Source organism: Streptomyces sp. P9-A4 (assembly GCF_036634195.1).
Lineage (GTDB): Bacteria > Actinomycetota > Actinomycetes > Streptomycetales > Streptomycetaceae > Streptomyces.
Window position 1 is genome coordinate 1,872,691 of record NZ_JAZIFY010000001.1, and the last position, 26,494, is coordinate 1,899,184.

Annotated in this window: 23 protein-coding genes and 1 riboswitch; of the genes, 6 read left to right on the forward strand and 17 right to left on the reverse strand. The window is 70.7% G+C overall.

Translation table 11 applies throughout. The features are described 5' to 3' along the window. Positions 1-62 precede the first annotated feature (62 nt). A complete protein-coding gene (locus V4Y03_RS08420) occupies positions 63-830 on the reverse strand; it encodes a metallophosphoesterase family protein (RefSeq protein ID WP_332434512.1) in 768 nt (255 codons plus the stop codon). Between the two features lie 256 nt (positions 831-1,086). On the opposite strand from V4Y03_RS08420, the gene V4Y03_RS08425 reads away from it, so the two are divergent. Next, positions 1,087-2,883, forward strand: coding sequence for an AMP-dependent synthetase/ligase (locus tag V4Y03_RS08425; RefSeq protein WP_317878432.1), 1,797 nt, complete (start codon positions 1,087-1,089; stop codon positions 2,881-2,883). Between the two features lie 67 nt (positions 2,884-2,950). Here V4Y03_RS08425 and V4Y03_RS08430 read toward each other — a convergent pair whose 3' ends face one another. Continuing rightward, positions 2,951-4,093 (reverse strand): glycosyltransferase family 4 protein, encoded by a 1,143-nt coding sequence (locus tag V4Y03_RS08430; protein WP_332434513.1) that lies wholly within the window; start codon positions 4,091-4,093, stop codon positions 2,951-2,953. Between the two features lie 88 nt (positions 4,094-4,181). On the opposite strand from V4Y03_RS08430, the gene V4Y03_RS08435 reads away from it, so the two are divergent. After that, on the forward strand, positions 4,182-5,456 hold the full coding sequence (locus tag V4Y03_RS08435; protein ID WP_332434514.1) for a glycosyltransferase family 87 protein: 1,275 nt from the start codon (positions 4,182-4,184) through the stop codon (positions 5,454-5,456). Positions 5,457-5,511: 55 nt separating this feature from the next. Here the strand turns inward: V4Y03_RS08435 and V4Y03_RS08440 are convergent, their stop codons facing one another. From V4Y03_RS08440 to V4Y03_RS08460, 5 genes are all read right to left on the reverse strand, one after another. Then, positions 5,512-6,735: a hypothetical protein gene (locus tag V4Y03_RS08440; protein WP_332434515.1), complete on the reverse strand. Its 1,224-nt coding sequence runs from the start codon at positions 6,733-6,735 to the stop codon at positions 5,512-5,514. A gap of 48 nt (positions 6,736-6,783) precedes the next feature. Next, on the reverse strand, positions 6,784-7,803 hold the full coding sequence (locus tag V4Y03_RS08445; protein ID WP_332434516.1) for a C40 family peptidase: 1,020 nt from the start codon (positions 7,801-7,803) through the stop codon (positions 6,784-6,786). A 193-nt stretch (positions 7,804-7,996) separates the two neighbouring features. Next, entirely contained in the window at positions 7,997-9,034 is a 1,038-nt protein-coding gene (locus tag V4Y03_RS08450; RefSeq protein ID WP_317878567.1) for a C40 family peptidase, read from the reverse strand. 257 nt (positions 9,035-9,291) lie between these two features. After that, entirely contained in the window at positions 9,292-10,656 is a 1,365-nt protein-coding gene (locus V4Y03_RS08455) for an NYN domain-containing protein (RefSeq protein ID WP_332434517.1), read from the reverse strand. A gap of 33 nt (positions 10,657-10,689) precedes the next feature. Then, positions 10,690-10,932, reverse strand: a complete 243-nt coding sequence (locus tag V4Y03_RS08460; protein WP_017238847.1) for a hypothetical protein — start codon at positions 10,930-10,932, stop codon at positions 10,690-10,692. Between the two features lie 159 nt (positions 10,933-11,091). On the opposite strand from V4Y03_RS08460, the gene V4Y03_RS08465 reads away from it, so the two are divergent. Both V4Y03_RS08465 and V4Y03_RS08470 read left to right on the forward strand, forming a co-directional pair. Next, entirely contained in the window at positions 11,092-11,826 is a 735-nt protein-coding gene (locus V4Y03_RS08465) for a rhomboid family intramembrane serine protease (protein WP_317875276.1), read from the forward strand. Further along, a complete protein-coding gene (locus V4Y03_RS08470; RefSeq protein WP_030205672.1) occupies positions 11,823-12,104 on the forward strand; it encodes an Lrp/AsnC family transcriptional regulator in 282 nt (93 codons plus the stop codon). The genes V4Y03_RS08465 and V4Y03_RS08470 overlap by 4 nt, the downstream gene beginning before the upstream one ends. A 70-nt stretch (positions 12,105-12,174) precedes the next feature. Here the strand turns inward: V4Y03_RS08470 and V4Y03_RS08475 are convergent, their stop codons facing one another. The 6 genes from V4Y03_RS08475 to ctaE all read right to left on the reverse strand — a co-directional run bounded on the left by V4Y03_RS08475 (position 12,175) and on the right by ctaE (position 19,482). Beyond that, the gene (locus V4Y03_RS08475; RefSeq protein ID WP_332434518.1) at positions 12,175-13,611 is read right to left on the reverse strand and encodes an aminotransferase class V-fold PLP-dependent enzyme; all 1,437 of its coding nucleotides are present in this window, start codon (positions 13,609-13,611) and stop codon (positions 12,175-12,177) included. A 246-nt stretch (positions 13,612-13,857) separates the two neighbouring features. Beyond that, positions 13,858-13,974, reverse strand: a riboswitch (SAM riboswitch). A 139-nt stretch (positions 13,975-14,113) separates the two neighbouring features. Then, complete coding sequence (gene trpD, locus V4Y03_RS08480; protein WP_332434519.1) at positions 14,114-15,178, reverse strand: anthranilate phosphoribosyltransferase; 1,065 nt, start codon at positions 15,176-15,178, stop codon at positions 14,114-14,116. Between the two features lie 131 nt (positions 15,179-15,309). Then, entirely contained in the window at positions 15,310-16,932 is a 1,623-nt protein-coding gene (gene qcrB, locus V4Y03_RS08485; RefSeq protein WP_317875273.1) for a cytochrome bc1 complex cytochrome b subunit, read from the reverse strand. After that, positions 16,929-17,981, reverse strand: a complete 1,053-nt coding sequence (qcrA, locus tag V4Y03_RS08490) for a cytochrome bc1 complex Rieske iron-sulfur subunit (protein ID WP_317875272.1) — start codon at positions 17,979-17,981, stop codon at positions 16,929-16,931. Before qcrA ends, qcrB begins: the two co-directional genes overlap by 4 nt. Then, on the reverse strand, positions 17,978-18,787 hold the full coding sequence (qcrC, locus tag V4Y03_RS08495) for a cytochrome bc1 complex diheme cytochrome c subunit (protein WP_317875271.1): 810 nt from the start codon (positions 18,785-18,787) through the stop codon (positions 17,978-17,980). Before qcrC ends, qcrA begins: the two co-directional genes overlap by 4 nt. A 74-nt stretch (positions 18,788-18,861) precedes the next feature. Next, positions 18,862-19,482 carry an aa3-type cytochrome oxidase subunit III gene (ctaE, locus tag V4Y03_RS08500; RefSeq protein WP_317875270.1) on the reverse strand — a complete coding sequence of 207 codons (621 nt, stop codon included), beginning with the start codon at positions 19,480-19,482 and terminating at the stop codon, positions 18,862-18,864. Positions 19,483-19,684: 202 nt separating this feature from the next. On the opposite strand from ctaE, the gene V4Y03_RS08505 reads away from it, so the two are divergent. Next, entirely contained in the window at positions 19,685-20,086 is a 402-nt protein-coding gene (locus V4Y03_RS08505; RefSeq protein WP_317875269.1) for a hypothetical protein, read from the forward strand. A gap of 140 nt (positions 20,087-20,226) precedes the next feature. Here V4Y03_RS08505 and V4Y03_RS08510 read toward each other — a convergent pair whose 3' ends face one another. The 4 genes from V4Y03_RS08510 to ctaC form a co-directional block, all read right to left on the reverse strand. After that, on the reverse strand, positions 20,227-21,483 hold the full coding sequence (locus V4Y03_RS08510) for a L,D-transpeptidase (protein ID WP_332434520.1): 1,257 nt from the start codon (positions 21,481-21,483) through the stop codon (positions 20,227-20,229). A gap of 122 nt (positions 21,484-21,605) precedes the next feature. Beyond that, complete coding sequence (locus V4Y03_RS08515; protein WP_317875267.1) at positions 21,606-22,004, reverse strand: cytochrome c oxidase subunit 4; 399 nt, start codon at positions 22,002-22,004, stop codon at positions 21,606-21,608. Then, positions 22,001-23,737, reverse strand: coding sequence for an aa3-type cytochrome oxidase subunit I (gene ctaD, locus V4Y03_RS08520; protein ID WP_056560445.1), 1,737 nt, complete (start codon positions 23,735-23,737; stop codon positions 22,001-22,003). The genes V4Y03_RS08515 and ctaD overlap by 4 nt, the downstream gene beginning before the upstream one ends. Further along, positions 23,734-24,699: an aa3-type cytochrome oxidase subunit II gene (ctaC, locus tag V4Y03_RS08525; protein WP_317875266.1), complete on the reverse strand. Its 966-nt coding sequence runs from the start codon at positions 24,697-24,699 to the stop codon at positions 23,734-23,736. Before ctaC ends, ctaD begins: the two co-directional genes overlap by 4 nt. A 345-nt stretch (positions 24,700-25,044) precedes the next feature. Here ctaC and V4Y03_RS08530 point away from each other — a divergent pair, with 345 nt between their 5' ends. Then, positions 25,045-26,433, forward strand: coding sequence for a cysteine desulfurase/sulfurtransferase TusA family protein (locus tag V4Y03_RS08530; RefSeq protein WP_332434521.1), 1,389 nt, complete (start codon positions 25,045-25,047; stop codon positions 26,431-26,433). The last annotated feature ends 61 nt before the right edge of the window (positions 26,434-26,494 follow it).

Here is a 26,494-nt window from a genome sequence, read left to right on the forward strand (position 1 = left end):
GCGGAAGTCAAAGGGGCACAGACGTGCCGACGGAAGGCTATCGCGCCGCGAAGCGGGGCCCGTCACCACTCCAGGGCGAAGGGCCTGCCCGTCGAGGCGAAGTGTCCGACGTTCACGCACTCGGTGGAGCCGATCCGCATCCGCCGGGTCAGCGGCTGGTGGACGTGGCCGAAGAGGGCGTACCGGGGCCGGGTGCGGCGGATCGCGTCGAGCAGCGCGCGGCTGCCGCGCTCGAAGCGGCGGGCGACGGTGTCGTAGGTCAGCTCGGGCACGTCCGGCGGGATGTGGGAGCAGAGGACGTCGACGTCGCCGAGGGCCTCGACCTTGGCGGCGTACTCCTCGTCGGAGATCTCGTACGGGGTGCGCATCGGGGTGCGCAGCCCGCCGCCGACGAAGCCGACGACGAGGCCGCCCAGCTCGATCCGCTCGCCGTCGAGGACGGTGGTCCCCGGCCGGGCGAACTCGGGCCACATGCGGGGGATGTCGACATTGCCGTAGGTGGCGTACGTGGGGGTGGGGAAGGCGGCGAAGAGCGCGGCGTACTGGCGGCGGACCGCGGTCTCGACGGCGGTGTCGCGGTCGATGTCGAGCCCGGCCCAGAGCCGGCGTCCCAGGTCGCGGGCCTCGTCGAAGCGGCGGGCGGTGCGCAGCTCCACGAGCCGGCCGGCGTTCTCGGCGCCGAAGAGGTCGGGGAAGATGCCCCGGCTGTGGTCGGCGTAGTCGAGGAAGAGGACCAGGTCACCGAGGCATATGAGGGCGTCGGCGCCCTCGCCCGCTCGGGCCAGGTCTTCGGCGTTGCCGTGCACGTCACTGACCACATGGACTCGCATGGACCCCACCTTAGGGGGTGTCACCTGCGGTTACTTCCGAGTCGGGAAACCTGTGGATTACTGTGCGCAGAGCACCGTCATGCGTGTGTGACGCACGGAACATCTGGCCGGGACCCCCTATCGGGAACCGTGTACTGGTGGGTAACGTCCGGGCAGTCCAGTCGTGCTCACCCCCACGGAGCACCTGCCAGTTCTTGGACTACACCGGTGCATCACACAGAGCCGTGGCGCCGGCGCCCGATGAGGAGCAGCAGTCTTGCGCGAGTTCAGCCTTCCGGCCCTGTACGAGGTCCCCGCGGACGGCAACCTGACGGATCTCATCCGCCGCAACGCCTCCCAGCACCCAGACGTGGCCGTGATGGGCCGCAAGGTCGACGGCGTCTGGACCGACGTGACCGCCACGGAGTTCCTCGCGGAGGTCCGCGGGGCCGCGAAGGGCCTGATCGCCGCCGGTGTCGAGCCGGGCGACCGGGTCGCGCTGCTCTCCCGTACGCGCTACGAGTGGGTCCTCCTCGACTTCGCGATCTGGAGCGCCGGCGGCGTGACCGTCCCGGTGTACGAGACCAGCTCGCCGGAGCAGATCCAGTGGATCCTCGGCGACTCGGGCGCGACGCTGGCGCTGGTGGAGAGCGCGGCGCACCGGGAGTCCGTGGAGTCGGTGCGCGCGAACCTGCCGGAGCTCAAGGAGCTGTGGCAGATCGAGGACGACGCGGTCGCGCGGCTCACGGCCTCGGGCGCGGACGTCTCCGACGAGCTGCTGGACGCGCGGATGTCGGCGGCGACCGCCGACGACCCGGCGACGATCGTCTACACCTCGGGCACGACCGGCCGCCCCAAGGGCTGCGTCCTGTCCCACCGGGCCTTCTTCGCCGAGTGCGGCAACATCGTGGAGCGGCTGAAGCCCCTCTTCCGTACCGGCGAGTGCTCGGTGCTGCTCTTCCTGCCGGCCGCGCACGTCTTCGGGCGGCTCGTCGAGGTCGCGTCCGTGATGGCGCCGATCCGGCTGGGCTGCGTCCCGGACATCAAGAACCTCACGGACGAGCTGGCCTCGTTCCGGCCGACGCTGATCCTGGGCGTGCCCCGGGTCTTCGAGAAGGTCTACAACTCGGCGCGGGCCAAGGCGCAGGCCGACGGCAAGGGCAAGATCTTCGACAAGGCCGCGCACACGGCCATCGCGTACAGCCGGGCGCTGAGCACCCCGCAGGGCCCGTCCTTCGGCCTCAAGCTCAAGCACAAGGTCTTCGACAAGCTGGTCTTCAGCAAGCTGCGGGCGGTCCTCGGCGGGCGCGGCGAGTACGCGATCTCGGGCGGCGCGCCGCTGGGCGAGCGGCTCGGCCACTTCTTCCGGGGCATTGGCTTCACGGTCCTGGAGGGCTACGGCCTGACGGAGTCGTGCGCGGCGACGGCGTTCAACCCCTGGGACCGGCAGAAGATCGGCACGGTCGGGCAGCCGCTGCCGGGCTCCGTGGTGCGGATCGCCGACGACGGCGAGGTGCTGCTGCACGGCGAGCACATCTTCTCGCGGTACTGGAACAACGAGGCGGCGACGGCCGAGGCGCTGGCGGACGGCTGGTTCCACACCGGTGACATCGGCACCCTCGACGAGGACGGCTACCTGGCGATCACCGGCCGGAAGAAGGAGATCCTGGTGACGGCGGGCGGCAAGAACGTCGCCCCGGCGGTCATCGAGGACCGGATCCGGGCGCACGCGCTGGTCGCGGAGTGCATGGTGGTCGGCGACGGCCGCCCGTTCGTGGGCGCGCTCGTCACGATCGACGAGGAGTTCCTCGGCCGCTGGGCGGCCGAGCACGGCAAGCCGGCGGGTTCGACGGCGGCCGCCCTCCGCGAGGACGCGGACCTGGTGGCGGAGGTCCAGCGGGCGATCGACGACGGCAACGCGGCGGTCTCCAAGGCGGAGTCGGTCCGCAAGTTCCGCATCCTCCCGGCCCAGTTCACGGAGGAGGCGGGCCACATCACCCCGTCGCTGAAGCTGAAGCGGAACGTGGTGGCGAAGGACTTCGCGGACGAGATCGAGGCGATCTACTCGGCGTGAGCCGGGAGCGGTGCGCGAAGGGGCCCGAGGCGGACGGATCGCCTCGGGCCCCTTCGTACACCGTCCGTCAGAGCAGCTCGCGCAGCCGCTCCGCGAGCAGGTCCCAGCGCCACTTCTCCTCGACCCAGTCGCGCCCCCGCTCCCCCATGCGGGCCCGGAGCTCCGGGTCCAGGAGGAGGGTGGTGACGCGGTCGGCGGTGTCCTCGGCGGACTCGCCCCGGACGACCCAGCCGGTCTCGCCGTCGAGGACGGCGTCGGGGGCGCCGCCGGAGTCGCCCGCGACGACCGGGAGGCCGGTCGCGGAGGCCTCCAGGTAGACGATGCCGAGACCCTCGACGTCGAGACCGCCGCGGCGGGTCCGGCAGGGCATGGCGAAGACATCGCCGGCCCCGTAGTGGGCGGGCAGCTCCGACCAGGGGACGGCGCCGGTGAAGCGTACGGATCCGGCCACGCCGGTCTCGTCGGCGAGCCGGTGCAGGTCCTTCTCGTACGGGCCGCCGCCGACGATCAGGAGGACCGCGTCCGGCACCCGGCGCAGGATCTCGGGCATCGCCCTGATCAGGGTGTCCTGACCCTTGCGCGGGACGAGCCGGGAGACGCAGACGACGACCGGCCGGTCGCTGAGGCCGAGCCTGGCGCGGACCTCGGCGCCGCCCGAGTCCGGGTGGAAGGTCTTCTCGTCCACACCGGGCGGGAGCTGCACCATGCGTCCGGCGGCGGCCGGGGTGAGGGCCCCCGCGATCCGGGAGCGGGTGTACTCGCCGAGGTAGGTGATCGTGTCCGTGCCTTCGCCGATCCGCCGCAGCAGCTGCCGGGCGGCGGGCAGCTGGGCCCAGCCCGCCTCGTGGCCGTGCGTGGTGGCGACGAGCCGCCGGGCGCCGGCCCTGCGCAGGGCGGGCGCCATCAGGCCGAGCGGCGCGGCGGCGCCGAACCAGACGGACTCGCAGCCGTGCTCGCGCAGCAGGGCGGTGGCACGGGCGGTGACCCGGGGTGTGGGCAGCAGCATGGTGGTGCGATCACGGACAACCGTGAAAGGCTGTTCGGCGTCGAACGCGGCCGTCGCCTCGATCCCTTCACGGCTGCGCTTCCAGGTGGAGGCGTAGACCACGATCCCCTCGGGATCCAGGCGCAGGGCCATGTTGTGCAGGAAGGCCTGGATTCCGCCGGGGCGTGGCGGGAAGTCGTTGGTTACGATCAGGGTCTTGTGCATCGTGGCCGACAGTACCGCGAGCGCACCCACCGCCCAGCACCACCACTCTCCCGCGCGAGCGGGCCGACCGGAGAAGGACGAGACAGTGATGACGGGCGCAGTGGGGAAGTGGGCACGCACAGGTCTTCGGCTGCCGGTCGGCCTCTGGGGTCTGACCCGGGTCATCCTGCTGGTCTGCGTGTTCAAGATAGTGGTCATCCCCGGCCCCGACGTCACCAGTGACGTCGAGGACATCTACCAGGCCTGGTTCGAGGTCCTCCGGAACGGCACGTATCCGCAGGACGACGTGACCTGGCAGTACCCGCCGGCCGCCGCGTTCGCGATCCTCGCCCCCGGGCTGCTGCCCTTCCTCGACTACTCGGCCGCCTTCTTCGTCCTCGCCTTCCTCTGTGACGCGCTCGTCTTCGGGCTGCTCACGTACACGGGCCGCCGGGCGGGGCGTTCGCTGCGCGGTGCCTGGATCTGGATCGCGGCCGTCCCGCTGCTCGGCCCGACCGCGTACGCCCGGTACGACGTGATGGTGACCGCCGTCGCGGTGGCGGCGGTGCTCGCGGCGGGCCGCAGCCCGCGCGTCCTCGGCGCGCTCGCCGGGTTCGGCGCGGTCCTGAAGGTGTGGCCGGTGCTGGTGCTCGCGGGCACGGCGAAGGGCCGGGCGACCTTCCGCTCCTGGTCGACGGCGGTGGGCGCGGCGGCGGCGGTGCTGCTGTTCTGTGTGCTGTGGATGCCGGGGGCGCTCGCCTTCCTCTCGTTCCAGAAGGACCGGGGCACGGAGGTCGAGTCGCTGGGTTCGATGGTCTTCCACGTGGCCCGGCACTTCGGCTGGGGCGGCGAGGTGCGGATGAACTACGGCTCGATCGAGTTCCTCGGCCCGTACGTCTCCGCAGTCTCGACGGCCGCGATGCTGCTCACCTTCGCCGCCTTCGGCTGGCTGCTGCTCTGGCGCTTCAAGGCCCGCCGCTTCACCTCCTCGACGGTGGCGGACGCGGCCTTCGTGGCGGTGCTGCTGTTCACGACGACGAGCCGGGTGCTCTCCCCGCAGTACATGCTGTGGCTGGTCGGCCTGGCGGCGGTGTGCCTGGCGTACCGGTCGAGCCGGATGCAGCGGCCCGTCCATCTGATCGTGTGGGCGACGGCGGTGACGCAGTTCGAGTTCCCGGTGTGGTTCTCGCACGTCACGCGGAGCGATCCGCTGGGCATCGCGCTGCTGTTCACCAGGAACGGTCTCCTGATCGCCGCCACCCTCATCGCCTGCCGCATCCTGTGGCGCCAGACGGTGACGGAGCCGCGCCTCGCGGAGTCGGCGGTCGTGCCCGCGCAGGCGGTGCGCACGGAGCGCGAGAAGACCCTCTCCGGCTCCCGCTGACGGGGCGCCGGGCCAGGGGTTTCCGGCCGGGGCTCACGGGGTCCGGCCCGGGCCCCTATCCCAGCCGCTCCCCCAGATACGTCCGCCAGTCCGCCGTGAACTGTTCCGGTGTGGTGTCCAGCACCTCGCGCAGTGCCTGCTCCACCGCGCCGTCCCGGCCCGGGTGGGCGCCCACCGCCCGGTAGAAGGCCGTCAGCTTCGTCTCGCCCCAGCGGTCCGCGATCAGCGCGCAGGCCAGCCAGCCCCCCTCGTACGCCCGCGCCAGCGCCTCCGCGTCGCCGCCGAAGGCGAAGTCCCCGTCCACCGGGAGCCGGGCCGGCAGCTCGCCCGCGCGGACCGCGCGGCGCAGCTCGGGGGCCGCCTGCGCGGGGGTGCGGTCGGTGCCCCGGTAGGCGACCCAGTCGGCGAAGCCCTCGGAGAGCCAGACCGGGGTCGACGGGGTGGTGACGGCGCGGGTGGCGACGTGGACGGTCTCGTGGGTGAGGACCAGCTGCCTGCCGAAGCCGCCCAGCACCCCGTACGCGTCGGGGTTCACGATCACCCGGTCCGCGGGGGCGTCCGGGCCGCCCCGGGTCTCCCCCGTGGTGACGGCCGCGATCCCCCGGTAGGAGGCGCCGGGCGCCCCGAGCAGCTCCCCCATCCCTTCGAGGGAGCCGGGGACGAGGACGACCACCTGCCGGGCCCAGTCGCCGGGCCAGGCGGCGGTGACCGCGGGGACCGCCCGGTCGGCCGCCGCGGCGATCTCCCGGAGCCGTCCGGTGGTCGCGCCGACGCCGAGGACGAGCGAGCGGGCGCCCCGGACGGTCACGACGTCGCCCTGCTCCCACAGCTGCCGGGGCGCGCCCTCGGCGGGGCGGTCCCCGGCCACGTACCAGCGGCCGTCCCGCCGGACGAGGTCGAGGACGCGGGCGCCGGTGACGGGCCGCCGGTCGTGGCCGCGGAGCCGGTAGCCGAGGTCGGCGCGGGCGGTGAGCCGGTCGGTGCCGATGGGGTCGACGCCGGTGACCCGGTACGTCCAGCCGTCGAGCGGTACCGCGGCGAGCCGCCGGTAGACGGTGAGCGCGGCCGGCGCGTACGAGGGGTCGAGGGCGGCCAGGTAGCCGGGCTCGTCACGGTCGAGGAGGGCGCGGGCGTGCCGGTCGAGGAGTTCCTGCACCTCCCGGGAGGCCGGCTCGGCGGGCGCCTTCGCGGCGCAGCCGACGAGGCCCGTGAGGGCGAGCAGCAGGGCCAGCAGGCAGGCGGTCGCCGATCGCCGCGCTCCGCACCCCTGACCTGCCACGCCTCCGATCGTACGGTCGGAGGGACGGGCCCCGCTCCCGGTACCGGCTCAGACCCGGGTGACCGTGATGTGCGACATCATGTTCACCGGGTCGTAGCGGACCCGGGCGCCGGGGTAGGGGGCGTGGATGACCTGCCCGTTGCCCGCGTAGATCGCGACGTGGCTGGCGTCGCCGCGGTAGGTGACGAGGTCCCCGGGCTGTGCCTGCGAGAGCGGCACCCGCCGGCCCGCGTTCCGCTGCGCCGACGAGGTGCGCGGCAGGCTGATCCCCGCCTGCCGGTACGACCAGACCATCAGGCCCGAGCAGTCGAAGGCGGACGGTCCCGTCGCCCCCCACACGTACGGCCTGCCGATCGCGCTGCGGGCGGCCATCACCGCGGCGGCGGCCCGTGAGGAGGCCAAGCCGAGGTCGGCCGGCGGCGGCAGCTCCTCGGCGCCCGCGCGGCCTCCGGAGCGGGAGGAGCGGTCGTAGTCGGCGCGCTCCTCGACGGTGAGGCTCGCGAGCACCCGGCGGGCCTCGGCGAGCTTGCGTTCGACGGTGCGCTTGTGGCGGGCGACCTCGGCGCGGCTGCGCTCCAGTTCGGTGAGGGCCGTGCGGGCCTCGGAGCGCTTCTGGTCCAGCCGGCGCTGTTCCCGCCGGAGTTCGCCGAGCGCGGCGCTCTGCCGGGCGGTGGCGCGGTCGAGGGCGGAGGCCCGTTCGAGGTAGGTGTCCGGGTCGGAGGAGAGCAGCAGGGCGAGGGCGGGGTCCATGCCGCCGGAGCGGTACTGGGCGCCGGCGACCGAACCGAGGGCGCCCCGCATGCGGTTGATGCGTTCCTGGCCCCGGGCCAGGCCGTCCTGGGCCTGGGAGACCGTCCTGCGCAGCGCGTCCGCCTTCTCGTCCGCCCGGTTGTAGCCCTCCGTGGCCTTCTCGGCCTCCTCGAAGAGGCGGTCGACGGTGGCGCGGCCGGCCGCGGGTCCGGCCCCGGGGTCGGCGCTCGCGGGGACGGCAACGAGGGAGGCCGCCGCGGTGGCCGCGGCGGCGGCGGTGAGGACGGTGACCCTGGCGGGTCGGCGGTGGGACGCCACGAATCGCGCTCCGTTCGGCTCGACGCAGACTGGCGCGGCAGACAGTAGCCGCTGATCACTCCGCGTCCAACGAAGCCGATGGACACACAAAGTGACGCCCCGCCGGAGATCACAGGTCACCGGCGGGGCGTCAGGTCAGCTCGCGTCGCGGCGAACCACCCGTTCGGGCGGCATACCGCAGCGGGTCGCGGGGTCAGCCGGCGATGCGGACGCCGAACTGGAAGGACCCCATGGTGTTCATCGACTCGTAGCGCACGTAGGCGCCCGAGTAGGGGGCGTGCAGGACGGTGTTGTTGCCCGCGTACAGGCCCACGTGCTGGAGCCCGTTGAAGAAGACCAGGTCGCCCGGCTTGAGCTGGCTGCGGCCGATCTTCGTGCCGTCGTTCTGCTGGGTGAAGGTGGTGCGGGTGAGCGTGACGCCGGCCTGGCGGTAGGACCACTGGGTCAGACCCGAGCAGTCGAACGAGCCGGGGCCCTCGTGTCCGGAGGCGTACGGCATGCCGACGCGGGTGTCGGCGGCGGCCAGCGCCGCGGCGCCGAAGCCGCTCGCGGGGGCCTCGTTGCCCAGGTCGACGCGCTCGCTGGCGGCGCGGCTGGCGCGCTGCTCCTTCTCCTCCATCTTGGCCCGCTCGGCCGCGGTGAGGGTGTTGAGGAGCTGGCGCGCCTCGGCCAGCTTGCCCTGGAACTTCTTCTTCTTCGCGCCGAGGGTCTTGCGGACGTCCTCGAGGTCGGCCAGCTTCGTGGTGGCCTCGGCCCGCTGCTGGGCGAGCGTGCGCTGCTTGGCCTGGATCGAGGTGAGCACGTCGGCCTGCTGGGCGCTCAGCTGGTCGATCGCGGACGCCTTGTCGAGGTAGGTGTCCGGGTCGGCGGAGAGGAAGAGCTGGAGCGCCGGGTCGATGCCGCCGGAGCGGTACTGGGCGCTGGCGACCGAACCGATCTGGTCCCGCAGGGTGTTGAGCTCCTGCTGACCTCGGGCCACCTTGTCCTGGAGGTTGCCGATCTCCTTCTGCAGCGTGCCGCGGCGCTCGTCGGCGAGGTTGTACTGCTCCGTGGCCTCTTCGGCCTCGTGGTGGAGCTTGTCGACCTTGGACTTGACCTCGTCGATGCTGGGCTTGGCGGGGGCCGCCTGGGCTCCGGACTGGGCGGTGAGCGCGACGGCCGCGGCCGCGGTCACGGTGAGCACGGTCACGCGGGTTCGGCTCGGCTGCTTGAGTCGACGGTGGGACGCCACGAAGGCGAGCTCCTTCTTCCTCAGAGCCGCCCAACCGGTCACGGGCAGGCGGTTCCTCCGCCGCCACCCCGGATGGGTGATCAACCGCGCGAAGGTTCGAAGCCCGACCCTAGTGACCAAGTTGTGATCAGTTCAAATCCCACCGGCAAAAATATCGCTCACGCACCACTTTATTTACATACATCACACAGGCAGTGATGAGCACTTGACGGTCCGCCATCCAGAAATCGGTCAAAAGACCCAGGAGTTGCGATGCCTCACTGAAGGCGCGAAAGCCGCTTCAGCAACAAGGCGGACGCCACCGGTCGCGCACCCGCCTTCGCCACTCCGTCGGCGACCTCGCGGTCCGTGGAGACCACCACGACCGGCCGGCCCGGCGGCTCCGCCCGTACCAGCTGACGGATCAACTCGTCGGCCGTCACACCGGGCTTGGAGAACAGCACCCGCACCCCGCGCGGCGGCGCCAGCAGCACCGGGGCCGCCAGCTCCGCGCCGTCGAAGACACAGGTGACCTCGGCGCCCGAGCGGGCCGCCAGGGCGGACAGGCTGCCCAGCAGCCGCAGCCGCTGCTTCTCCAGCGGCATCGTGGGATAGCCGGTCTTGGTGACGTTGTAGCCGTCGACGACCAGATGCGCCTGCGGCAGCGCCAACAGCTGGTCGAGGAGCGCCGGATCGGTCTCGGAGAGCGCCCGCGCCGCGATGTCCTTCGGGGACATCCGCCCCGGCTCCACCGCGTCCACGGTGTCGGCGGGGTGCACGGAGACGGGCGGCAGCGCGAGTTCGCGGCGCAGCCCCTGAGCGGCGTCGAGGACGGTGTCGAGGAGCAGCCGCAGCCGCATGTCCTCCACCGAACGCCCCTCGCGGGCGGTCCTGCGGCTCGCTTCGAGCGCCGACTCCACCTCGGCGAGCCGGGCCTTGAGCCGCCGGGTCTCGCTCTCGGCGGAGGACACCTGGGCCGCCGCGTCGGCGCGCGCCGCCTCGGTCTCGCCCTGGACCTTGCGCAACGCGGCCTCGCCGCGCTTCACATCGCTCTGGGCGCTGCGCAGCTTGCGGTGCAGCGACTCCGCTTCCTTCCGGGCCGCTTCGAGGTCGTGGCGCAGCTGCTCGGTCTCGGTCCGCGTGCGGTCCCGGGCGGCGGCGAGCTCCTCGCGCAGCCGGTCCAGCTCGCGCCGGCCGGCCTCGTCGGCCCGCTCGGCGTCGGCCCGTTGGGCCTCCTCGCCCGCGGCGGCGACCAGCTTGACCCAGCCGGGCGGGCGCAGCACATAGGCGGCGGCGGCCACGTCCACGGGGTCGGCGGCGGCGGGCGGGGTGCCGGTCTCCACGGCACCGGCCAGCTCGGGCTGGGCCAGCTTGAACCGTTCGCCGATCCGCTGCCGGAACAGCGGGTCGCTCTCCAGAGCCGCCGCCATCGCGTTGCCGGCGAACTTGGCCCGCCGGCTCGCGGTGAAACGGGCGTACTGCCTCAGGGGTGCGGGCAGCTCCGCGACGGTCAGCCCGCCGAAGGCGTCGGCGACCAGCGCGACGACCCGCCGCCGTACGCCTTCCGGCAGTGGGTGGTCGAGCGTCTCGGCAGCGTCACCTGCCGCGCCGGCCGGCTCTCCACCGTGCGCGGGCTGCTCCACGATCCGTCACCCCTATGTCGTCCGCGCCGTCCCTCAGGAAGCGGCGCCCGGCCTGTCCACCAGTTCGATCTGGTCCACCGCGTTGCACCAGCGGCAGCGGACCGACTCGATGGTCTCACTGACCACCTGCCGCTCCTCGACCGTGGGATCGCCCGCGAGGTCCAGATGGACGTATTCGACGACCTTGGAGGAGCGCGTCACGTCGAAGCGGGTGAGGTTGCCGCAGAGCGTGCAGCGCCAGCGGGTCTCGGCGGTCGGCAGGGGAACCGTCGTCATCGAGCCGTCCTTCTTCCTGTCTGCGTGGTACCAGGTGCGGGAGCCGCGGTGCGCCGTCGAACTGCGGTTGTACTGCCTGCAACCCTACGGCCTCACCGGTACCCGGAGGCACGGCGAGGCACTCTGTCCAGTTCGGCCCCGGTACGCCATGATCTGTCCATGATCGACTGGCGAGGCTCGGCCCTCGGGGCCTGGCGCGGCACCCGCAGCGGCCCCACGGTGACGTACGGACTGATCGCCGCCTGCTGCCTGTTCTTCGTGATCAGCCCGGTCTCCGGGCTGAACCCGGTGTACGGCTCCGGGGACCAGCTCCTCGCGGCGCAGGGCGCGTACTTCCGCCGCTGGGGCGTCGTCCCCGCCGAGCTGATGAGCGGCGAGCCCCGCGCCCTGCTCACCCCGCTCACCGCGCTCTTCGTGCACGGCAGCTGGCTCCACCTGCTGGGGAACATGCTCTTCCTGTACGTCTTCGGCGCGATGGCCGAAGAGCGCATGGGCCCGGTCGAGTTCGCCCTCTTCTACCTGGGCACCGGCTACCTCGCCCTCCTCGGGTACGCGGTGGCGCACGCGAACAGCGAGCAGACCCTCGTGGGGGCGTCCGGGGCGATCTCCGGGGTGCTCGGGGCCTTCCTCTTCCTCTTCCCGCGCTCCCGGGTCACCAGCCTCTTCCCCTTCCTCTTCTTCCTGCCGCTGCGCTTCCCCGCCTGGATCGTGCTGATCTTCTGGTTCGCGCTCCAGTGGATGGCCGCCCGGGCGGCGGGGGCCGGACCCGGCGTCGCCTATCTGGCCCACGTCGTCGGCTTCTCCGTCGGCTTCCTCTACGCCTGGGGGCGCTACCGGGGTGGGGATAGAGTGAAAGCCCAAGCCGCGGCGACCGAGGGAGAAAGCCAGCCGTGATCACCGCGATCGTGCTCATCAAGACCAGCGTGGACCGCATCCCCGAGATCGCCGAGTCGATCGCCGCGCTCGACAGCGTCAGCGAGGTCTTCTCGGTGACCGGCACCTACGACCTCATCGCGATGGTCCGCGTGCCCCGCCACGACGACCTGGCGGACGTCATCCCCGGCAGCATCAGCAAGATCCCGGGCGTGGAGGCGACGGACACCCACGTCGCGTTCCGCACGTACTCCCAGCACGATCTGGAGGCGGCCTTCGCCATCGGTCTGGAGTCCTGAGACCCCGTACGCGGCATGCTGAAGGGGGCCTCCCGACCGGGAGGCCCCCTTCACCCGTACGAGTGAGTGCTCAGCCGCGGTCGGGGACGCAGCGGCCGTCCTCGGTGCGGTACTTCCACTGCGCGCCGTCGCGGACGAGCGCCTTCACGGCGCCGACGAACCGCTCCACGTGCTCGTCCGGCGTACCGGCGCCGAAGCTCACCCGGATGGCGTTGAGGGACCTCTCGCCGGGGGCCGCCTCGGGGGCGCCGCACTCGCCCGGGTCCTGCGGGTCGCTGCCGAGCAGGGTGCGGACCAGCGGGTGGGCGCAGAAGAGTCCGTCGCGGACGCCGATGCCGTACTCGGCGGAGAGCGCGGCGGCGAAGTGGGAGCTGTTCCAGCCGTCCACCACGAAGGAGATGACGCCGACCCGGGGGGAGTCGTCGCCGAACAGCGACAGCACCTTGACCTCGGGGACCTCGGCGAGGCCCTCGCGGACCGTGGCGATCAGGTGCCGCTCACGGGCGACGAGGCCCTCGAAGCCCGCCTCGGTGAGCGCCTTGCACGCGGAGGCGATGGAGTACACGCCGATGACATTCGGGGAGCCGGCCTCGTGGCGGGCCGCGGTGGTGTGCCACTCCACGTCCACCCCGCCGTCGGCCCGGCGCGCCACCTTGCGGGAGGCGCCGCCGCCCGCGAGGTAGGGCTCGGAGTCCTGGAGCCAGTCGGCCCGGCCCGCGAGGACGCCGGAGCCGAAGGGCGCGTACAGCTTGTGCCCGGAGAAGGCGATCCAGTCCACGTCCAGGTCCTGCACGGAGACCGGGTGGTGGGGCGCCAGCTGGGCGGCGTCGAGCACGATCCGGGCGCCGTGGGCGTGCGCGGCGGCGGCCAGTTCCCTCACCGGCCACAGCTCGCCGGTGACGTTGGAGGCGCCGGTGACGCAGACCAGGGCGGGACCGTGAGGATCACGGTCGGCGAGGGCGCGCTCCAGGGTCTCGACGGCCTGCTGCGGGGTGCGGGGCGCGGTGAGGTAGGTGACGCGGGCGTCGCTCCCCCTACGCCCAGGGGCGTGGGGGGTCCCCCAGGGCAGCAGCGAGGCGTGGTGCTCGGTCTCGAAGACGAAGACCTCGCAGTCGGCGGGGATGACGGCGGCGAGCAGGTTCAGCGAGTCGGTGGTCGAGCGGGTGAAGACGACCTGGTCGTCGGCGCGGCAGTCGAGGAACTCGGCGACGGTGACGCGGCTGTTCTCGAAGAGGTCGGTGGAGAGCTGGGAGAGGTAGCCGGCGCCGCGGTGGACGCTGCCGTAGTAGGGGGCGTACGCGGCGACGTCGTCCCAGACCCGCTGGAGGGCGGGCGCGCTGGCCGCGTAGTCGAGCGCAGCGTAGGTCACCTCGCCGCCGGTGACGAGCGGGACGGTGACGTCCCGGCCGAGGACGGGCAGCGGGGCGGCGCAGCAGGGGTCGGCGGACTCCGCGGCGGCGGACTCGACGGCGGCGGCGGCGGCGACGGCGTCAGGGCGTGCGGACATGGCGGTATCTCCCGGCGGGCGGTGCGGAATGGCTTCGGTGATCCCGTACGCGGCCGGACACGGCGGGGTACGGGTGATGCCTCGGGGGCATGGGAGGACACGGCGGTACACGGCGGTACGCACGGGTACGCGGAAGTGACCCTGATCCGATGATCCGAGGGTGAAGTAGGGGCGGACTCGCCCTATCGCATTCGCTTGCTCACGGAAAACGCTCCTCGAGAGACCAGGACCCCTGGTGTGTCGAGGGGTCCGCGCTTGCCGTAGACCTCGCTGCCTACGGCCTGGTCATCACCCGGGGCACCCCGCCACGGACGGAGGGTTGCCGGACAGCAAGCCGGGGCCAAAACGCTGTCACTCGTGACCTACGGAGCATCCTGCCACATGATCGACGAACCGCAAGACCCCGGTCCGCATGCTGGACCGGGGTCGTGGGGCGGTGTACGGGGCTAAGCCCTGCCGTCGAACGGGCGTCGTGGGGCAGGCGGGAGCGTGACGACAGCCCCTAGGCGTTGCTGGCGGCGATCCAGCGTTCGAGGGCCCGTCGGGCCTCCCCGGAGTCGATCGACTCCGCGGCCTGCCCGATCCCGGCGCGGATCTGCTCCGCGAGGGTGCCCTCCCCCGGCGCCAGCGCGGTCAGCGCCGCCGCGGAGTTGAGCAGCACCGCGTCGCGTACCGGACCGGTCTCCCCCGCGAGCAGCCGGCGGGCGACGTCGGCGTTGTACGAGGCGTCGGCGCCGCGCAGGGCCTCCACCGGTACGAGGTCGATGCCGACGTCCCTGGGGTCGAAGGCCTCCTCCCGCACCGAGCCGTCCCGGACCACCCAGACCCGCGAGGTGGCCGTGGTGGTCAGCTCGTCGAGTCCGTCGTCGCCGCGGAAGACGAGGGCGGAGGAACCGCGCTCGGCCAGCACGCCGGCGACGATCGGGGCCACCCGGGCGTCCGCGACTCCGGTCGCCTGGGCCTTCACCCGGGCCGGATTGGTGAGCGGGCCCAGGAAGTTGAAGACGGTCCGGATGCCGAGTTCCTTGCGGGCCGTCGCCACGTGCCGCAGCGCCGGGTGGAACTTCACCGCGAAGCAGAAGGTGATCCCGGCCTCCTCGGCGACCTCGACGACCCGCTTCGGGGTCAGGTTGAGGTTGACGCCGAGCTTCTCCAGGACGTCGGAGGCGCCGGAGGCGGAGGACGCGGCCCGGTTGCCGTGCTTGACGACCTTGGCGCCCGTGCCCGCGACGACGATCGCGGACATGGTGGAGATGTTGACGGTCTTGGCGCCGTCGCCGCCGGTGCCGACGATGTCGACGGACGGGCCGGGCACGTCGATCGTGTTGGCGTGCTCGTACATGGTGCGGACGAGGCCGGTGATCTCCTCGACGGTCTCGCCCTTGGCGCGCAGGGCGACCACGAATCCGGCGATCTGGGCGTCGGTGGCCTCTCCGCGCAGGATGCGGTCCATCGCCCAGGCGGTGTCCTCGGCGCTCTGGTCGCGGCCGGACAGCAGACCGTCCAGTACGGCGGGCCAGGAGCGGCCCGCCGACGTAGGTCCTCCAGCGGGGGTCGCAGCGCTCATGGCAGCTCCTGGTCAGTCCGTAGGGAATACGGCTCCACCCTATCGACCCCAGGGGACGGCAAAGAGCCCCGTCCATCGAATGGACGGGGCTCTCGCCGTGGCGACTTGTCTCACATCATGAGTTCAGGCGATCAGTGGTGGCCGTGGCCGCTCTGGATCTCCTGGAACTCGTCGACCGTGGGCTTGGCGATCTGGCTGTCGTCGCCGTAGTAGCCCTTGTTGAGCTTGACCCGGAGCTTCTCGATGCTCCCGACCTTGCGCTCCACGCCGTTCTCGTCGACGGCCGGCGGAAGCTCCGCCGCGTCGTACTGCTCGTGCGCCGTGAGGCGGTGCAGCTCGCCCTGGCTGAGCGGCTGGTGGACCTCGACGAACTCACCGTGCGGCAGGCGCTTGATGATGCCGGACTCGCGTCCGTGCAGCACCTTGTCCTTGTCGCGGCGCTGGAGGCCGAGGCAGATCCGCTTGGTGGCGATGAACGCGATGACCGGGCCGAGGAAGAAGAAGATCCGCACGAACCAGGTGATCGAGTTGAGCGACAGGTGGAAGTGGGTCGCCCAGAGGTCGTTTCCACCACCCATGAGCATGACCATGTACGCGGTGATCCAGGCGACACCGAAGGCGGTGCGCGTCGGAGCGTTGCGCGGGCGCTGCGCGATGTGGTGCTCGCGCTTGTCGCCCGTGATCCACGACTCGATGAACGGGTAGACACCGATCGCCGCGAGGACCGCCGGGAAGATCGCCAGCGGGATCATCACACCGAGGACCAGCGTGTGGCCCCACAGGTTGATCTCCCAGCCCGGCATCACTCGGATCAGACCCTCGGCGAAGCCCATGTACCAGTCGGGCTGGGCGCCGGTGGACACCTGGTCCGGCCGGTACGGGCCGATGGCCCAGATCGGGTTGATCGAGGCGATGGCCGCGATGACCGCGATGACACCGAAGACCAGGAAGAAGAAGCCTCCGGCCTTGGCCATGTAGACCGGCAGCAGCGGCATGCCCACGACGTTCTTGTTCGTACGGCCGGGGCCGGCGAACTGCGTGTGCTTGTGGAAGAACACCAGGATGAGGTGGGCGACCACGAGGCCGAGCATGATGCCGGGCAGCAGCAGGATGTGGGCCGAGTAGAACCGGGCCACGAAGTCGCCGCCGGGGAACTCCCCGCCGAACAGGAACATCGACAGGTACGTGCCGATGACCGGCACGGACAGGATCGCGCCCTGCATGAAGCGGACACCGGTGCCGGAGAGCAGGTCGTCCGGGAGCGAGTAACCGGTGAAGCCGGTGAACATGCCCAGGAAGAACAGCAGGAAGCCGAACAGCCAGTTGATCTCACGCGGCTTGCGGAACGCGCCCGTGAAGAAGACGCGCATCATGTGCACGAACATGCCGGCGAGGAAGATCAGCGCCGCCCAGTGGTGGATCTGCCGGATGAGCAGGCCACCGCGCACCTCGAACGAGATGTGCATGGTCGAGTTGAACGCCTCGGACATCAGCTGTCCCTGGAGCGGGACGTACGGTCCGACGTACTCCACCTCGTTCATCGACGGGTGGAAGAACAGCGTCAGATAGACACCCGTCAGGATGATGATGAGGAAGCTGTAGAGGCAGATCTCGCCCAGCATGAAGGACCAGTGGTCCGGGAAGATCTTCCGCATGTTGGCCTTGGCCAGCGTGTAGATCCCCAGGCGACCGTCGGCCCAGTCGGCGACCCGCTCACCGGCGGGTGCCTTCTTCGTATCCGTCACAGTGCTCATCCGCGCTCCCAGAAGGCAGGACCGACGGGCTCGTCGAAGTCGCCGAGCGCCTCCAGGAAGCCCTTGTCGTTCACGCCGATCCGCAGCTGCGGGAGGGCGTGACCGGCCGGGCCGAAGATGACGCGGGCGCCGTCGGAGAGGTCGAAGGTGGACTGGTGGCACGGGCAGAGGACGTGGTGCGTCTGCTGCTCGTACAGGGAGATCGGGCAGCCCACGTGGGTGCAGATCTTCGAGAAGGCGACGATGCCCTCGTGCGACCACTCGAGCTCGCGCTTGTCCTTGATGTCGTCCGGCTGGATCCGGACGATCATCAGGGCGGCCTTGGCGATCTGGGTCTGGAAGTCCTCGTCGTGCTCCGACAGGCCTTCCGGCATCGCGAAGGTCAGCGAACCGACCGCGACGTCCTCGGGACGCAGCGGCTCGTGCGTGTTCATGTTGATGAGCTGAAGGCCCTTGGTCCACAGCGTGGTCCGGAGCTTCTTCTCGGGCAGCGGGCCCATGTCACGCAGCAGCACGATGCCGGAGAGCGGTACGAGCGACAGCGCACCGAACATCGTGTTGCGGATGAGCTTGCGGCGGCCCATGCCGGACTCGGCGGCACCGGCCGCGAAGTCCGACATGACCTTCGCCTTGGTCTCGGCGTCGGCCTGGATCGGGTGCCGCTCGTCCGCGATCTCGACGTCGGACATCAGGGTGCGGGCCCAGTGGACCGCGCCCGCGCCGATGAAGAAGAGGGCGAGGCCGAGGGTCCAGCCGAGCGAGAAGTTGAGCGCGGACACCCGGCCGAAGGGCCAGATGTACACGATCTTGTCGACCGGGAAGATCACGTACGAGGCGATGAAGCCGACGGTGGCCAGCATCGACAGCGTGAACATGAAGGCGACCGCGCGCTCGGACCGACGGGCGGCCCGCTCGTCGATGTCCTGGATGCGGGGCTTGTGGGGCGGGAGGCCCGGGTCGGCGAACGGGTCGTCGGCGACCATCACCGCGCCGTGCGCGGTGTCCTGCCCTGCCGGCAGGTTCTCTTCTGGAATCTCTTGGCTACTCATGACTTCTTGGCCTTAGCGGTGTGGGCCGCGACCCAGATGGCAACTGCGATCAGCGCGCCCAGACCGAAGATCCAGGCGAACAGGCCCTCACTGACGGGGCCGAGGCCACCGAGGGAGAGACCGCCCGGGTTGTCGGACTTCTCGCTGTTGACGGCCTGGACGTACGCGATGATGTCCTTCTTCTCCTTCTCCGGCATGGTCGTGTCCGGGAAGGAGGGCATGTTCTGCGGGCCGGTCTGCATGGCCTCGTAGAGGTGCTTCGGGCTCACGCCTTCGAGGCCCGGGGCGTACTTGCCGTGGGTCAGCGCGCCACCTTCACCGGTGAAGTTGTGGCACTGGGCACAGTTGGTGCGGAACAGCTCGCCACCGCGGGCGGCGTCGGCACCGACCGGGCTGTACTGGCCCTCGGTGGGCGTGATCGCACCGGCACCGAGAGAGGCGACGTACGCCGCGAGCTGATCGATCTCAGCCTGCGAGTAGATGACCTTCTTCTTCGGGACCTGGGCGCCCGGCTGCTGGGCCGGCATGCGACCCGTGCCGACCTGGAAGTCGACGGCGGCCGAACCGACGCCGACGAGGGACGGGCCGTCAGTGGTGCCCTGACCCCCGGTTCCGTGGCAGCTGGCGCAGCCGACGGAGTAGAGCTTCTTCCCCTCCTCGATGGCGAGGGACTGGGCGGTTTCATCGGCCTTCGCCGTGCCCGCGGGCGCGAACGCGGCGTACAGCCCCCCAGTGGCCGCCAGCGCGAGAAGTAGGACGACGACCGCCGCCAGCGGATGGCGTCGTCGTGCGGAGAGCTTTTTCACGGATTACCCCGGTGTCAGGATCTTCTGCGTCGATGCTTGCTGGATGTCTCGGTCCGCCATGGAGGCGGCACCGATTACTTGATCATGTAGATCGTGGCGAAGAGGCCGATCCAGACGACATCGACGAAGTGCCAGTAGTAGGACACGACGATGGCGGCGGTTGCCTGCTCGTGGGTGAACCTCTTGGCGGCGTACGTCCGGCCAAGGACCAGCAGGAAGGCGATGAGACCGCCCGTCACGTGCAGGCCGTGGAAGCCGGTGGTCAGGTAGAACACGGAGCCGTACGGGTCGGAGGACAGCGAGAGGCCGTCCTTCTTCACCAGCTCGGTGTACTCGAAGACCTGGCCGCCGATGAAGATCGAACCCATCACGAACGTGAGGATGAACCACGTCCTGAGCTTCTTCACGTCGCCGCGCTCGGCGGCGAAGACGCCGAGCTGGCAGGTGAGTGAGGAGAGCACCAGGATCGTGGTGTTGGTAGCCGAGAACGGGAAGTTCAAGGCATCGGCCTTTTCCGTCCAGAACTCGGCTCCCATCACCGATCGCAGGGTGAAGTACATCGCGAAGAGGGCCGCGAAGAACATCAGCTCGGAGCTCAACCAGATGATGGTTCCGACGCTGGTGAGGTTCGGTCGATTGACCGACGGGTGCGCGTGCCCTGTTTCTACTGTCGTTACTGTCGCCACGACCGACATTATGTCGGTCGCTTATCCCGCCCTCACCCCGGGGGGTGCCGTTCGGAGTGTACGAGGGGTGTGTCCAGCCCGAACGGCCCAGTGCGAGGGCCTCGGAGCACCCTTCGAACAGGTGTTGAACGGGTGTTGACGGGGTGTGGACCGGAGTAGCATCCGCGCATCGGTCGACGACGACCCACCCGCCTTCCCAGCCGGAGGAACGATGCAGTCGAGTGCCACGGTCCTGGTCTACAGCGACGACGCGAACACCCGCGAGCAGGTACGGCTGGCGGCCGGGCGCAGGCCCGCGTCGGACGTGCCCCCGGTGGAGTTCGTGGAGTGCGCGACGCTGCACGCGGTGCTGAAGCGCCTGGACGAGGGCGGCATCGACGCGTGCGTCCTGGACGGCGAGGCGGTGCCCGCGGGCGGCATGGGCGTCTGCCGGCAGATCAAGGACGAGGTCTTCCGGTGCCCGCCGGTGCTGCTGCTCATCGGCCGCCCGCAGGACGCCTGGCTGGCCACCTGGAGCCGCGCGGACGCCGCGGTCACCCTTCCGGTGGATCCGGTCGAGTTCGCGGCGTCCCTGGCGGCCCTGCTGCGCTCGCGCCTGTCGATCGACGCGTAGCCGCGGCGCCCCGGCGAGTGAGCCGAAGGGGCGCGTCGGGGGAACAGGGCCGAGCGCGCGGAGGCCCGTGAGGCACGAGCGGGTCGAGCACGGTCGGCCCCGTTCCCCCGGCTCCCCGCGCGCCGGAGGTGAACCGGGCACTAGAGAGGGAGGGGCCTGAGACGGGCCTTCTCCGTGGAGGTCGCCGGGCCGTCGGTGGCCTCCACCAGGGCGCTGCCCGTGCGCCACTTGTCCCACGGCATGTTCCAGTCGCCGAAGCCGTTGCCGAAGGTGTCCATCGTGTCGCCGTAGCTGTTGACGACGCGGACGAGGTCGCCGGGGCGGACGGTCTCGTAGAACCAGGCCGCGTTCCCCGTCGACATGCCGACACAGCCGTGGCTGACGTTCGCGACGCCCTGCGAGCCGACGGACCAGGGCGCGGCGTGCACGTACTCGCCGCTCCAGGTGACCCGGGTGGCGTAGTAGACCGGCAGGTCGTACGAGTCGGAGCTGCCCTCCGAGATGCCGATGCTGGTGCCGCGCATCCGGACGTAGTACTCCTTGCTGAGCACGACCTTGATGCCGTTTCGGGTGGAGAAGCCCGGTTTGCCGGTGGTCACCGGAATGGTATTGATCACTTCTCCGTTGCGCTTCACCGTCATGTAGTGGGTCTCGGCGTCCGTCTCCGCCTCGATCCGGTCGCCGATCGTGATCTTCAGCGGCTTGGACGCACCGCCGTAGAGCTTGTCGCCGACCTTGAGGCCGTCCAGGTTCCCGGTGACCGTGACGAGCGTCCCCGCGGGCCAGTACTCCTTCGGGCGGAAGTGCAGCTTCTTGTCGTCCACCCAGTACCAGGCACCCTCGACGGAGGGCGTGGAGCGGACCTTGAGGGCCCGTTCGACGACCGCGCGGGCCTTGCGGTCCTTGACGGGGAGGCTGAGGTCGGCCGTGATGGGCTGTCCGACGCCGTAGGTGCCCGCCTCCGGGCCGAAGGCCGCCGTCAGGGCCCGTTTCGCCGGAGCCGTCTCGAAGGTGAACGTACGGGCCCCTGGAGCGCCGTCCTCGTCCTCCGTGGCCACCCGGACCGTGTAGCGGGCGCCGGCCGCCAGCGCGGCCGTGGAGCGCCAACGCTGCCCGTCCGCGGTGAGTTCGCCCGCCAGGTGGTGTCCCGCGGCGTCGATGGCGGTCACGTCGGTGATCCGCCCGTCGTCGCCCTTGGCGGTGATCTCCAGGGGCTTCTCGGGATCCGCCTTGGCGCCGTCGGCGGGAGCGTTGACCGCGAGCTGTCCGGCCGCGTCGTAGGCCCGCGCCGACAGCGGATTTCCGTCGGAGCCCGCACACGCGGTGGCGCCCGCGGTGACGGTGACGGCCAGGAAGGTGCAGCTCAGAACAGTCCGAATGCGCGGCGTGTCGTTCATGACTTCACGCTAAGGACAATCCTCGCGGCCAGCGCGCCGAGTGCTGCAAAAGAGGGGCCCGGACGCTTCAGTGACGAAGCGTCCGGGCCCCTCGGGGTGCTCCGGTGCGGAGCGGGGTACCGCTACTGGTTCTGGTTCTCGCCCCGGTAGAACTCGAAGACCCAGCCGAAGAGGCCGATCAGGATCATCGGGAAGGAGAAGTAGAGCAGCCACCAGCCCATCGCGATGGCGAGGAAGGCGAGCGCACCACCGATGGCCAGCGACAGCGGCTGCCAGCTGTGGGGGGCGAAGAAGCCCACCTCACCGGCCTCGTCCGCGACGTCGGCCTCCTTGTCGTCCTGCGCCATCGCGTCGACCCGCTTGGCCGTGAAGGCCAGGTAGTAGCCGATCATGATGGACAGGCCGAAGGCCAGGAAGAGCGCCGTCGTGCCGACCGGCTCCTTGGACCAGACGCCGTACAGGACCGCCATGGCAAGGATGAAGACGCTCAGCCAGATGAACATCTTGCCCTGGATCTTCACTTGCCGGCCTCCTTGGCGCCCGTGAGGGCCTCGGCCTCGTGACCCTTGTTCTCCAGCTGATCGACAGCGGCGATCTCAGGGTGGTGCAGGTCGAACGCCGGGGACTCGGAACGGATCCGCGGCAGGGTGAGGAAGTTGTGCCTGGGCGGCGGGCAGGACGTCGCCCATTCGAGCGAACGGCCGTAGCCCCACGGGTCGTCGACCTCGATCTTCTTGCCGTACTTGGCGGTCTTCCAGACGTTGTAGAAGAACGGCAGGATCGACAGACCGAGCAGGAAGGAGGAGATCGTCGAGATCGTGTTCAGCGCGGTGAAGCCGTCGGCGTCGAGGTAGTCCGCGTAACGACGCGGCATGCCCTCGGCACCGAGCCAGTGCTGCACCAGGAACGTGCCGTGGAAGCCCACGAACAGCGTCCAGAACGTGATCTTGCCGAGGCGCTCGTCGAGCATCTTGCCGGTGAACTTCGGCCACCAGAAGTGGAAGCCGGAGAACATCGCGAAGACGACGGTGCCGAAGATCACGTAGTGGAAGTGCGCCACGACGAAGTACGAGTCGGAGACGTGGAAGTCCATCGGGGGCGAGGCCAGGATGACGCCGGTCAGACCACCGAAGGTGAAGGTGATCAGGAAGCCGACGGCCCAGAGCATCGGTGTCTCGAAGGACAGTGAGCCCTTCCACATCGTTCCGATCCAGTTGAAGAACTTCACGCCTGTCGGTACGGCGATGAGGAACGTCATGAAGGAGAAGAACGGGAGGAGCACGCCACCGGTGACGTACATGTGGTGGGCCCACACGGTCACGGAGAGACCGGCGATCGCGATGGTCGCGGCCACCAGACCGATGTAGCCGAACATCGGCTTACGGCTGAAGACCGGGATGACCTCGGAGATGATGCCGAAGAAGGGCAAGGCGATGATGTACACCTCTGGGTGTCCGAAGAACCAGAAGAGGTGTTGCCAGAGCAAGGCTCCGCCGTTGGCCGCGTCGAAGACGTGGGCACCGAACTTGCGGTCCGCCTCCAGGGCGAACAGCGCGGCCGCCAGCACCGGGAAGGCGAGCAGGACCAGGACACCGGTCAGCAGCACGTTCCAGGTGAAGATCGGCATGCGGAACATCGTCATGCCCGGAGCGCGCATGCAGATGATCGTGGTGATGAAGTTGACCGAACCGAGGATCGTGCCGAAGCCGGAGAAGGCCAGACCCATGATCCACATGTCGGCGCCGACACCCGGCGAGCGGACGGCGTCCGACAGCGGGGAGTAGGCGAACCAGCCGAAGTCGGCCGCACCCTGCGGGGTGAGGAAGCCGGCCACCGCGATGATCGAGCCGAACAGGTAGAGCCAGTAGGCGAACATGTTCAGCCGCGGGAACGCCACGTCGGGCGCGCCGATCTGCAGCGGCATGATCCAGTTCGCGAATCCGGCGAACAGCGGCGTCGCGAACATCAGCAGCATGATCGTGCCGTGCATCGTGAACGCCTGGTTGAACTGCTCGTTCGACATGATCTGCGTACCCGGACGGGCCAGCTCGGCGCGCATGAAGAGCGCCATGAGTCCGCCGATGCAGAAGAAGACGAACGACGTGACCAGGTACATCGTCCCGATCGTCTTGTGATCGGTGGTGGTCAGCCACTTGATCACGACGTTACCGGGCTGCTTGCGCCGTACGGGCAGCTCGTTCTCGTACGAGTCCTCAGCTGCGGCGGCACCCTGGGTTTCGTTGTGGATGCTCACAGTTGGTTCTTCTCCGCATTCCTGGCCGGGTCCGTCTGCTCGATGCCAGACGGGATGTAGCCGGTCTGCCCCTTCTCGGCCAGCTCCTTCAGGTGCGCCTGGTAGCGCTCCGGGGAGACCACCTTGACGTTGAAGAGCATCCGGGAGTGGTCGACACCGCACAGCTCGGCGCACTTGCCGAGGAAGGTGCCTTCCTGCGTCGGAATCACCTCGAAGGCGTTGGTGTGCCCCGGGATGACGTCCTGCTTCATCAGGAAGGGGACGACCCAGAAGGAGTGGATGACGTCACGCGAGGTCAGGACGAACCTGACCTTCTCGCCCTTGGGCAGCCACAGGGTCGGACCCGGGTTGCCCGTCTGCGGGTTCCGGTCGCCGGGGACACCGGCGTCGTAGACACCGCCGGCGTTCTCCGGGAACGCCTCCAGGAACTTGTCCGGGATCGAGGCGAGGTTCTTGTCCGTCTTGGCGTCACCCTTCACACCGGGCACGTTCTCGACGTAGTTGAAGCCCCAGCTCCACTGGTAGCCGACCACGTTGACCGTGTGGGGCGGCTTCGGGGTGAGCTCGAGGAGCTTCGACTCGTCGCGCGCGGTGAAGTAGAAGAGCACCGAGACGATGATGAGCGGAGTGACCGTGTACAGCGCCTCGATGGGCATGTTGTAACGGGTCTGCGGAGGTACCTCGACCTTGGTCCGGCTGCGCCGGTGGAAGATGGTGGCCCAGAGGATCAGGCCCCACACCAGGACGCCGGTAATGAGCGCGGCAGCCCAGGAGCCCTGCCACAGGGAGAGGATCCGAGGCGCCTCTTCCGTGACTGGGGTGGGCATACCGAGGCGGGGGAAGTCTTCCCAGTTGTACGAGCAGCCCGTGGCTGTCGCCAGGATCAGGCCCGCAGTCAGCACCTGCGGCAGCTTCCGCCGCATCGGGCGCCGCGACGAGCGGTCGGAGCCGTTGGGACTCACGTAGCGCCTTCCCGAGAGTCTCGGCCCGCGTTGGTCGGCCACGGCCGTCCGTCTCGCTGGTCGGTCGCCGCCCCGGCCGCGGGCAGGGGTTTGGATGTTTATGCGGACCAAACCCTACTGGACGCTATTTGGGGTCGCGCGGGGAGGGTGCCCAACGCGCCGTCCGAGTCCCCGAAGGGGTGGACTCCGGGGTTCCGGAGGGGGGTGGAACGCGTCCGTTCGGCGGTCTGCCAGTGCGCCGCCGCCCGCTTCTGACGAGGGCTCACCGGGGCCGGACGAAGATCACCCCCGGCCCCGCCGCGACCGGCCCGTCCGACCGGTCCCCACAGGCCCTACGGTGGGCGGATGCCGTACTTCGACGCCGCGTCCGCCGCCCCGCTGCACCCCGTCGCCCGTCAGGCGCTGCTCGCCTCCCTGGACGAGGGCTGGGCCGATCCGGCCCGGCTGTACCGGGAGGGGAGGCGGGCCCGGCTGCTCCTCGACGCCGCGCGGGAGGCCGCGGCGGAGGCCGTGGGCTGTCGCCCGGACGAGCTCGTGTTCACTCCTTCGGGGACGCGCGCGGTTCACGCGGGAATCTCCGGCGCTCTCGCGGGGCGTCGGCGTGTCGGGAACCGGCTCGTGTTCTCCGCGGTCGAACACTCCTCCGTGCTCCACGCGGCCGAGTCGCACGCGGCGGCGGGCGGGGCGGTGGCCGAGGTGCCGGTGGGCCGGTCCGGCGCGGTGGACGCGGCCGGGTTCGCGGCGGCGCTCGACGCCGGTACGGCCCTGGCGTGTCTCCAGTCGGCCAACCACGAGGTGGGGACCGAGCAGCCGGTGGCGGAGGTGGCCGAGGCCTGCCGGGCGGCGGGGGTGCCGCTCCTGGTGGACGCGGCCCAGTCGCTCGGCTGGGGGCCGGTGGCGGACGGCTGGTCGCTGCTCGCGGCGAGCGCGCACAAGTGGGGCGGCCCGGCGGGGGTGGGGCTGCTCGCCGTACGCAAGGGGGTCAGGTTCGCGCCCCAAGGCCCTTCGGACGAGCGGGAGTCGGGCCGGGCGCCCGGTTTCGAGAACCTGCCGGGGATCGTGGCGGCGGCGGCCTCGCTGCGGGCGGTACGGGCGGAGGCGGCGGCCGAGGGGGCGCGGCTGCGGGTGCTCGTGGACCGGATCCGGGCGCGGGTGCCGGAGCTGGTGCCCGAGGTGGAGGTGGTGGGCGACCCGGTGCGCCGGCTGCCCCATCTGGTGACGTTCTCCTGTCTCTATGTCGACGGGGAGACACTGCTGCACGAGCTGGACCGGGAGGGTTTCTCCGTTTCGTCCGGTTCGTCGTGCACGAGTTCGACGCTGACGCCCAGCCATGTGCTGCGGGCGATGGGGGTGCTGAGCGAGGGGAACGTCCGGGTGTCCCTGCCTGCGGGCACGGCGGCCGAGGACGTGGACCGCTTCCTGGAGGTGCTGCCGGGGGTGGTGGCGGGCGTACGGGAGCGGCTGGGCGCCCCGGTGGCCCCAGTGGCCGCCCCGGCGGCGGACGCGGGCCCGCTGGTGGTGGACGCGCTCGGCCGGCGCTGCCCGATCCCGGTGATCGAGCTGGCGAAGGTGATCGGCGACGTCCCGGTGGGCGGCACGGTGACGGTCCTGGCGGACGACGCGGCGGCCCGTCTGGACATCCCGGCCTGGTGCGAGATGCGCGGCCAGGAGTACGTGGGCGAGGAGCCCTCGGAGCGCGGCGGCGTCGCGTACGTGGTGCGCCGGGTGGCGTAGACCCGCCGACGGCGCGGATACGCCACGGGGCCCGCGCGTGCGCGCGGGCCCCGGTGTGCCC

Bases quoted from the DNA above. Each gene is read 5' to 3' on its own strand.
- V4Y03_RS08420 (WP_332434512.1), bottom strand. From the start codon at position 830: ATGCGAGTCCATGTGGTCAGTGACGTGCACGGCAACGCCGAAGACCTG.
- V4Y03_RS08430 (WP_332434513.1), bottom strand. From the start codon at position 4,093: ATGCACAAGACCCTGATCGTAACCAACGACTTCCCGCCACGCCCCGGC.
- V4Y03_RS08435 (WP_332434514.1), top strand. From the start codon at position 4,182: ATGACGGGCGCAGTGGGGAAGTGGGCACGCACAGGTCTTCGGCTGCCG.
- V4Y03_RS08460 (WP_017238847.1), bottom strand. From the start codon at position 10,932: ATGACGACGGTTCCCCTGCCGACCGCCGAGACCCGCTGGCGCTGCACG.
- V4Y03_RS08465 (WP_317875276.1), top strand. From the start codon at position 11,092: ATGATCGACTGGCGAGGCTCGGCCCTCGGGGCCTGGCGCGGCACCCGC.
- V4Y03_RS08475 (WP_332434518.1), bottom strand. From the start codon at position 13,611: ATGTCCGCACGCCCTGACGCCGTCGCCGCCGCCGCCGCCGTCGAGTCC.
- trpD (WP_332434519.1), bottom strand. From the start codon at position 15,178: ATGAGCGCTGCGACCCCCGCTGGAGGACCTACGTCGGCGGGCCGCTCC.
- qcrB (WP_317875273.1), bottom strand. From the start codon at position 16,932: ATGAGCACTGTGACGGATACGAAGAAGGCACCCGCCGGTGAGCGGGTC.
- qcrA (WP_317875272.1), bottom strand. From the start codon at position 17,981: ATGAGTAGCCAAGAGATTCCAGAAGAGAACCTGCCGGCAGGGCAGGAC.
- ctaE (WP_317875270.1), bottom strand. From the start codon at position 19,482: ATGTCGGTCGTGGCGACAGTAACGACAGTAGAAACAGGGCACGCGCAC.
- V4Y03_RS08505 (WP_317875269.1), top strand. From the start codon at position 19,685: ATGCAGTCGAGTGCCACGGTCCTGGTCTACAGCGACGACGCGAACACC.
- V4Y03_RS08510 (WP_332434520.1), bottom strand. From the start codon at position 21,483: ATGAACGACACGCCGCGCATTCGGACTGTTCTGAGCTGCACCTTCCTG.
- V4Y03_RS08530 (WP_332434521.1), top strand. From the start codon at position 25,045: ATGCCGTACTTCGACGCCGCGTCCGCCGCCCCGCTGCACCCCGTCGCC.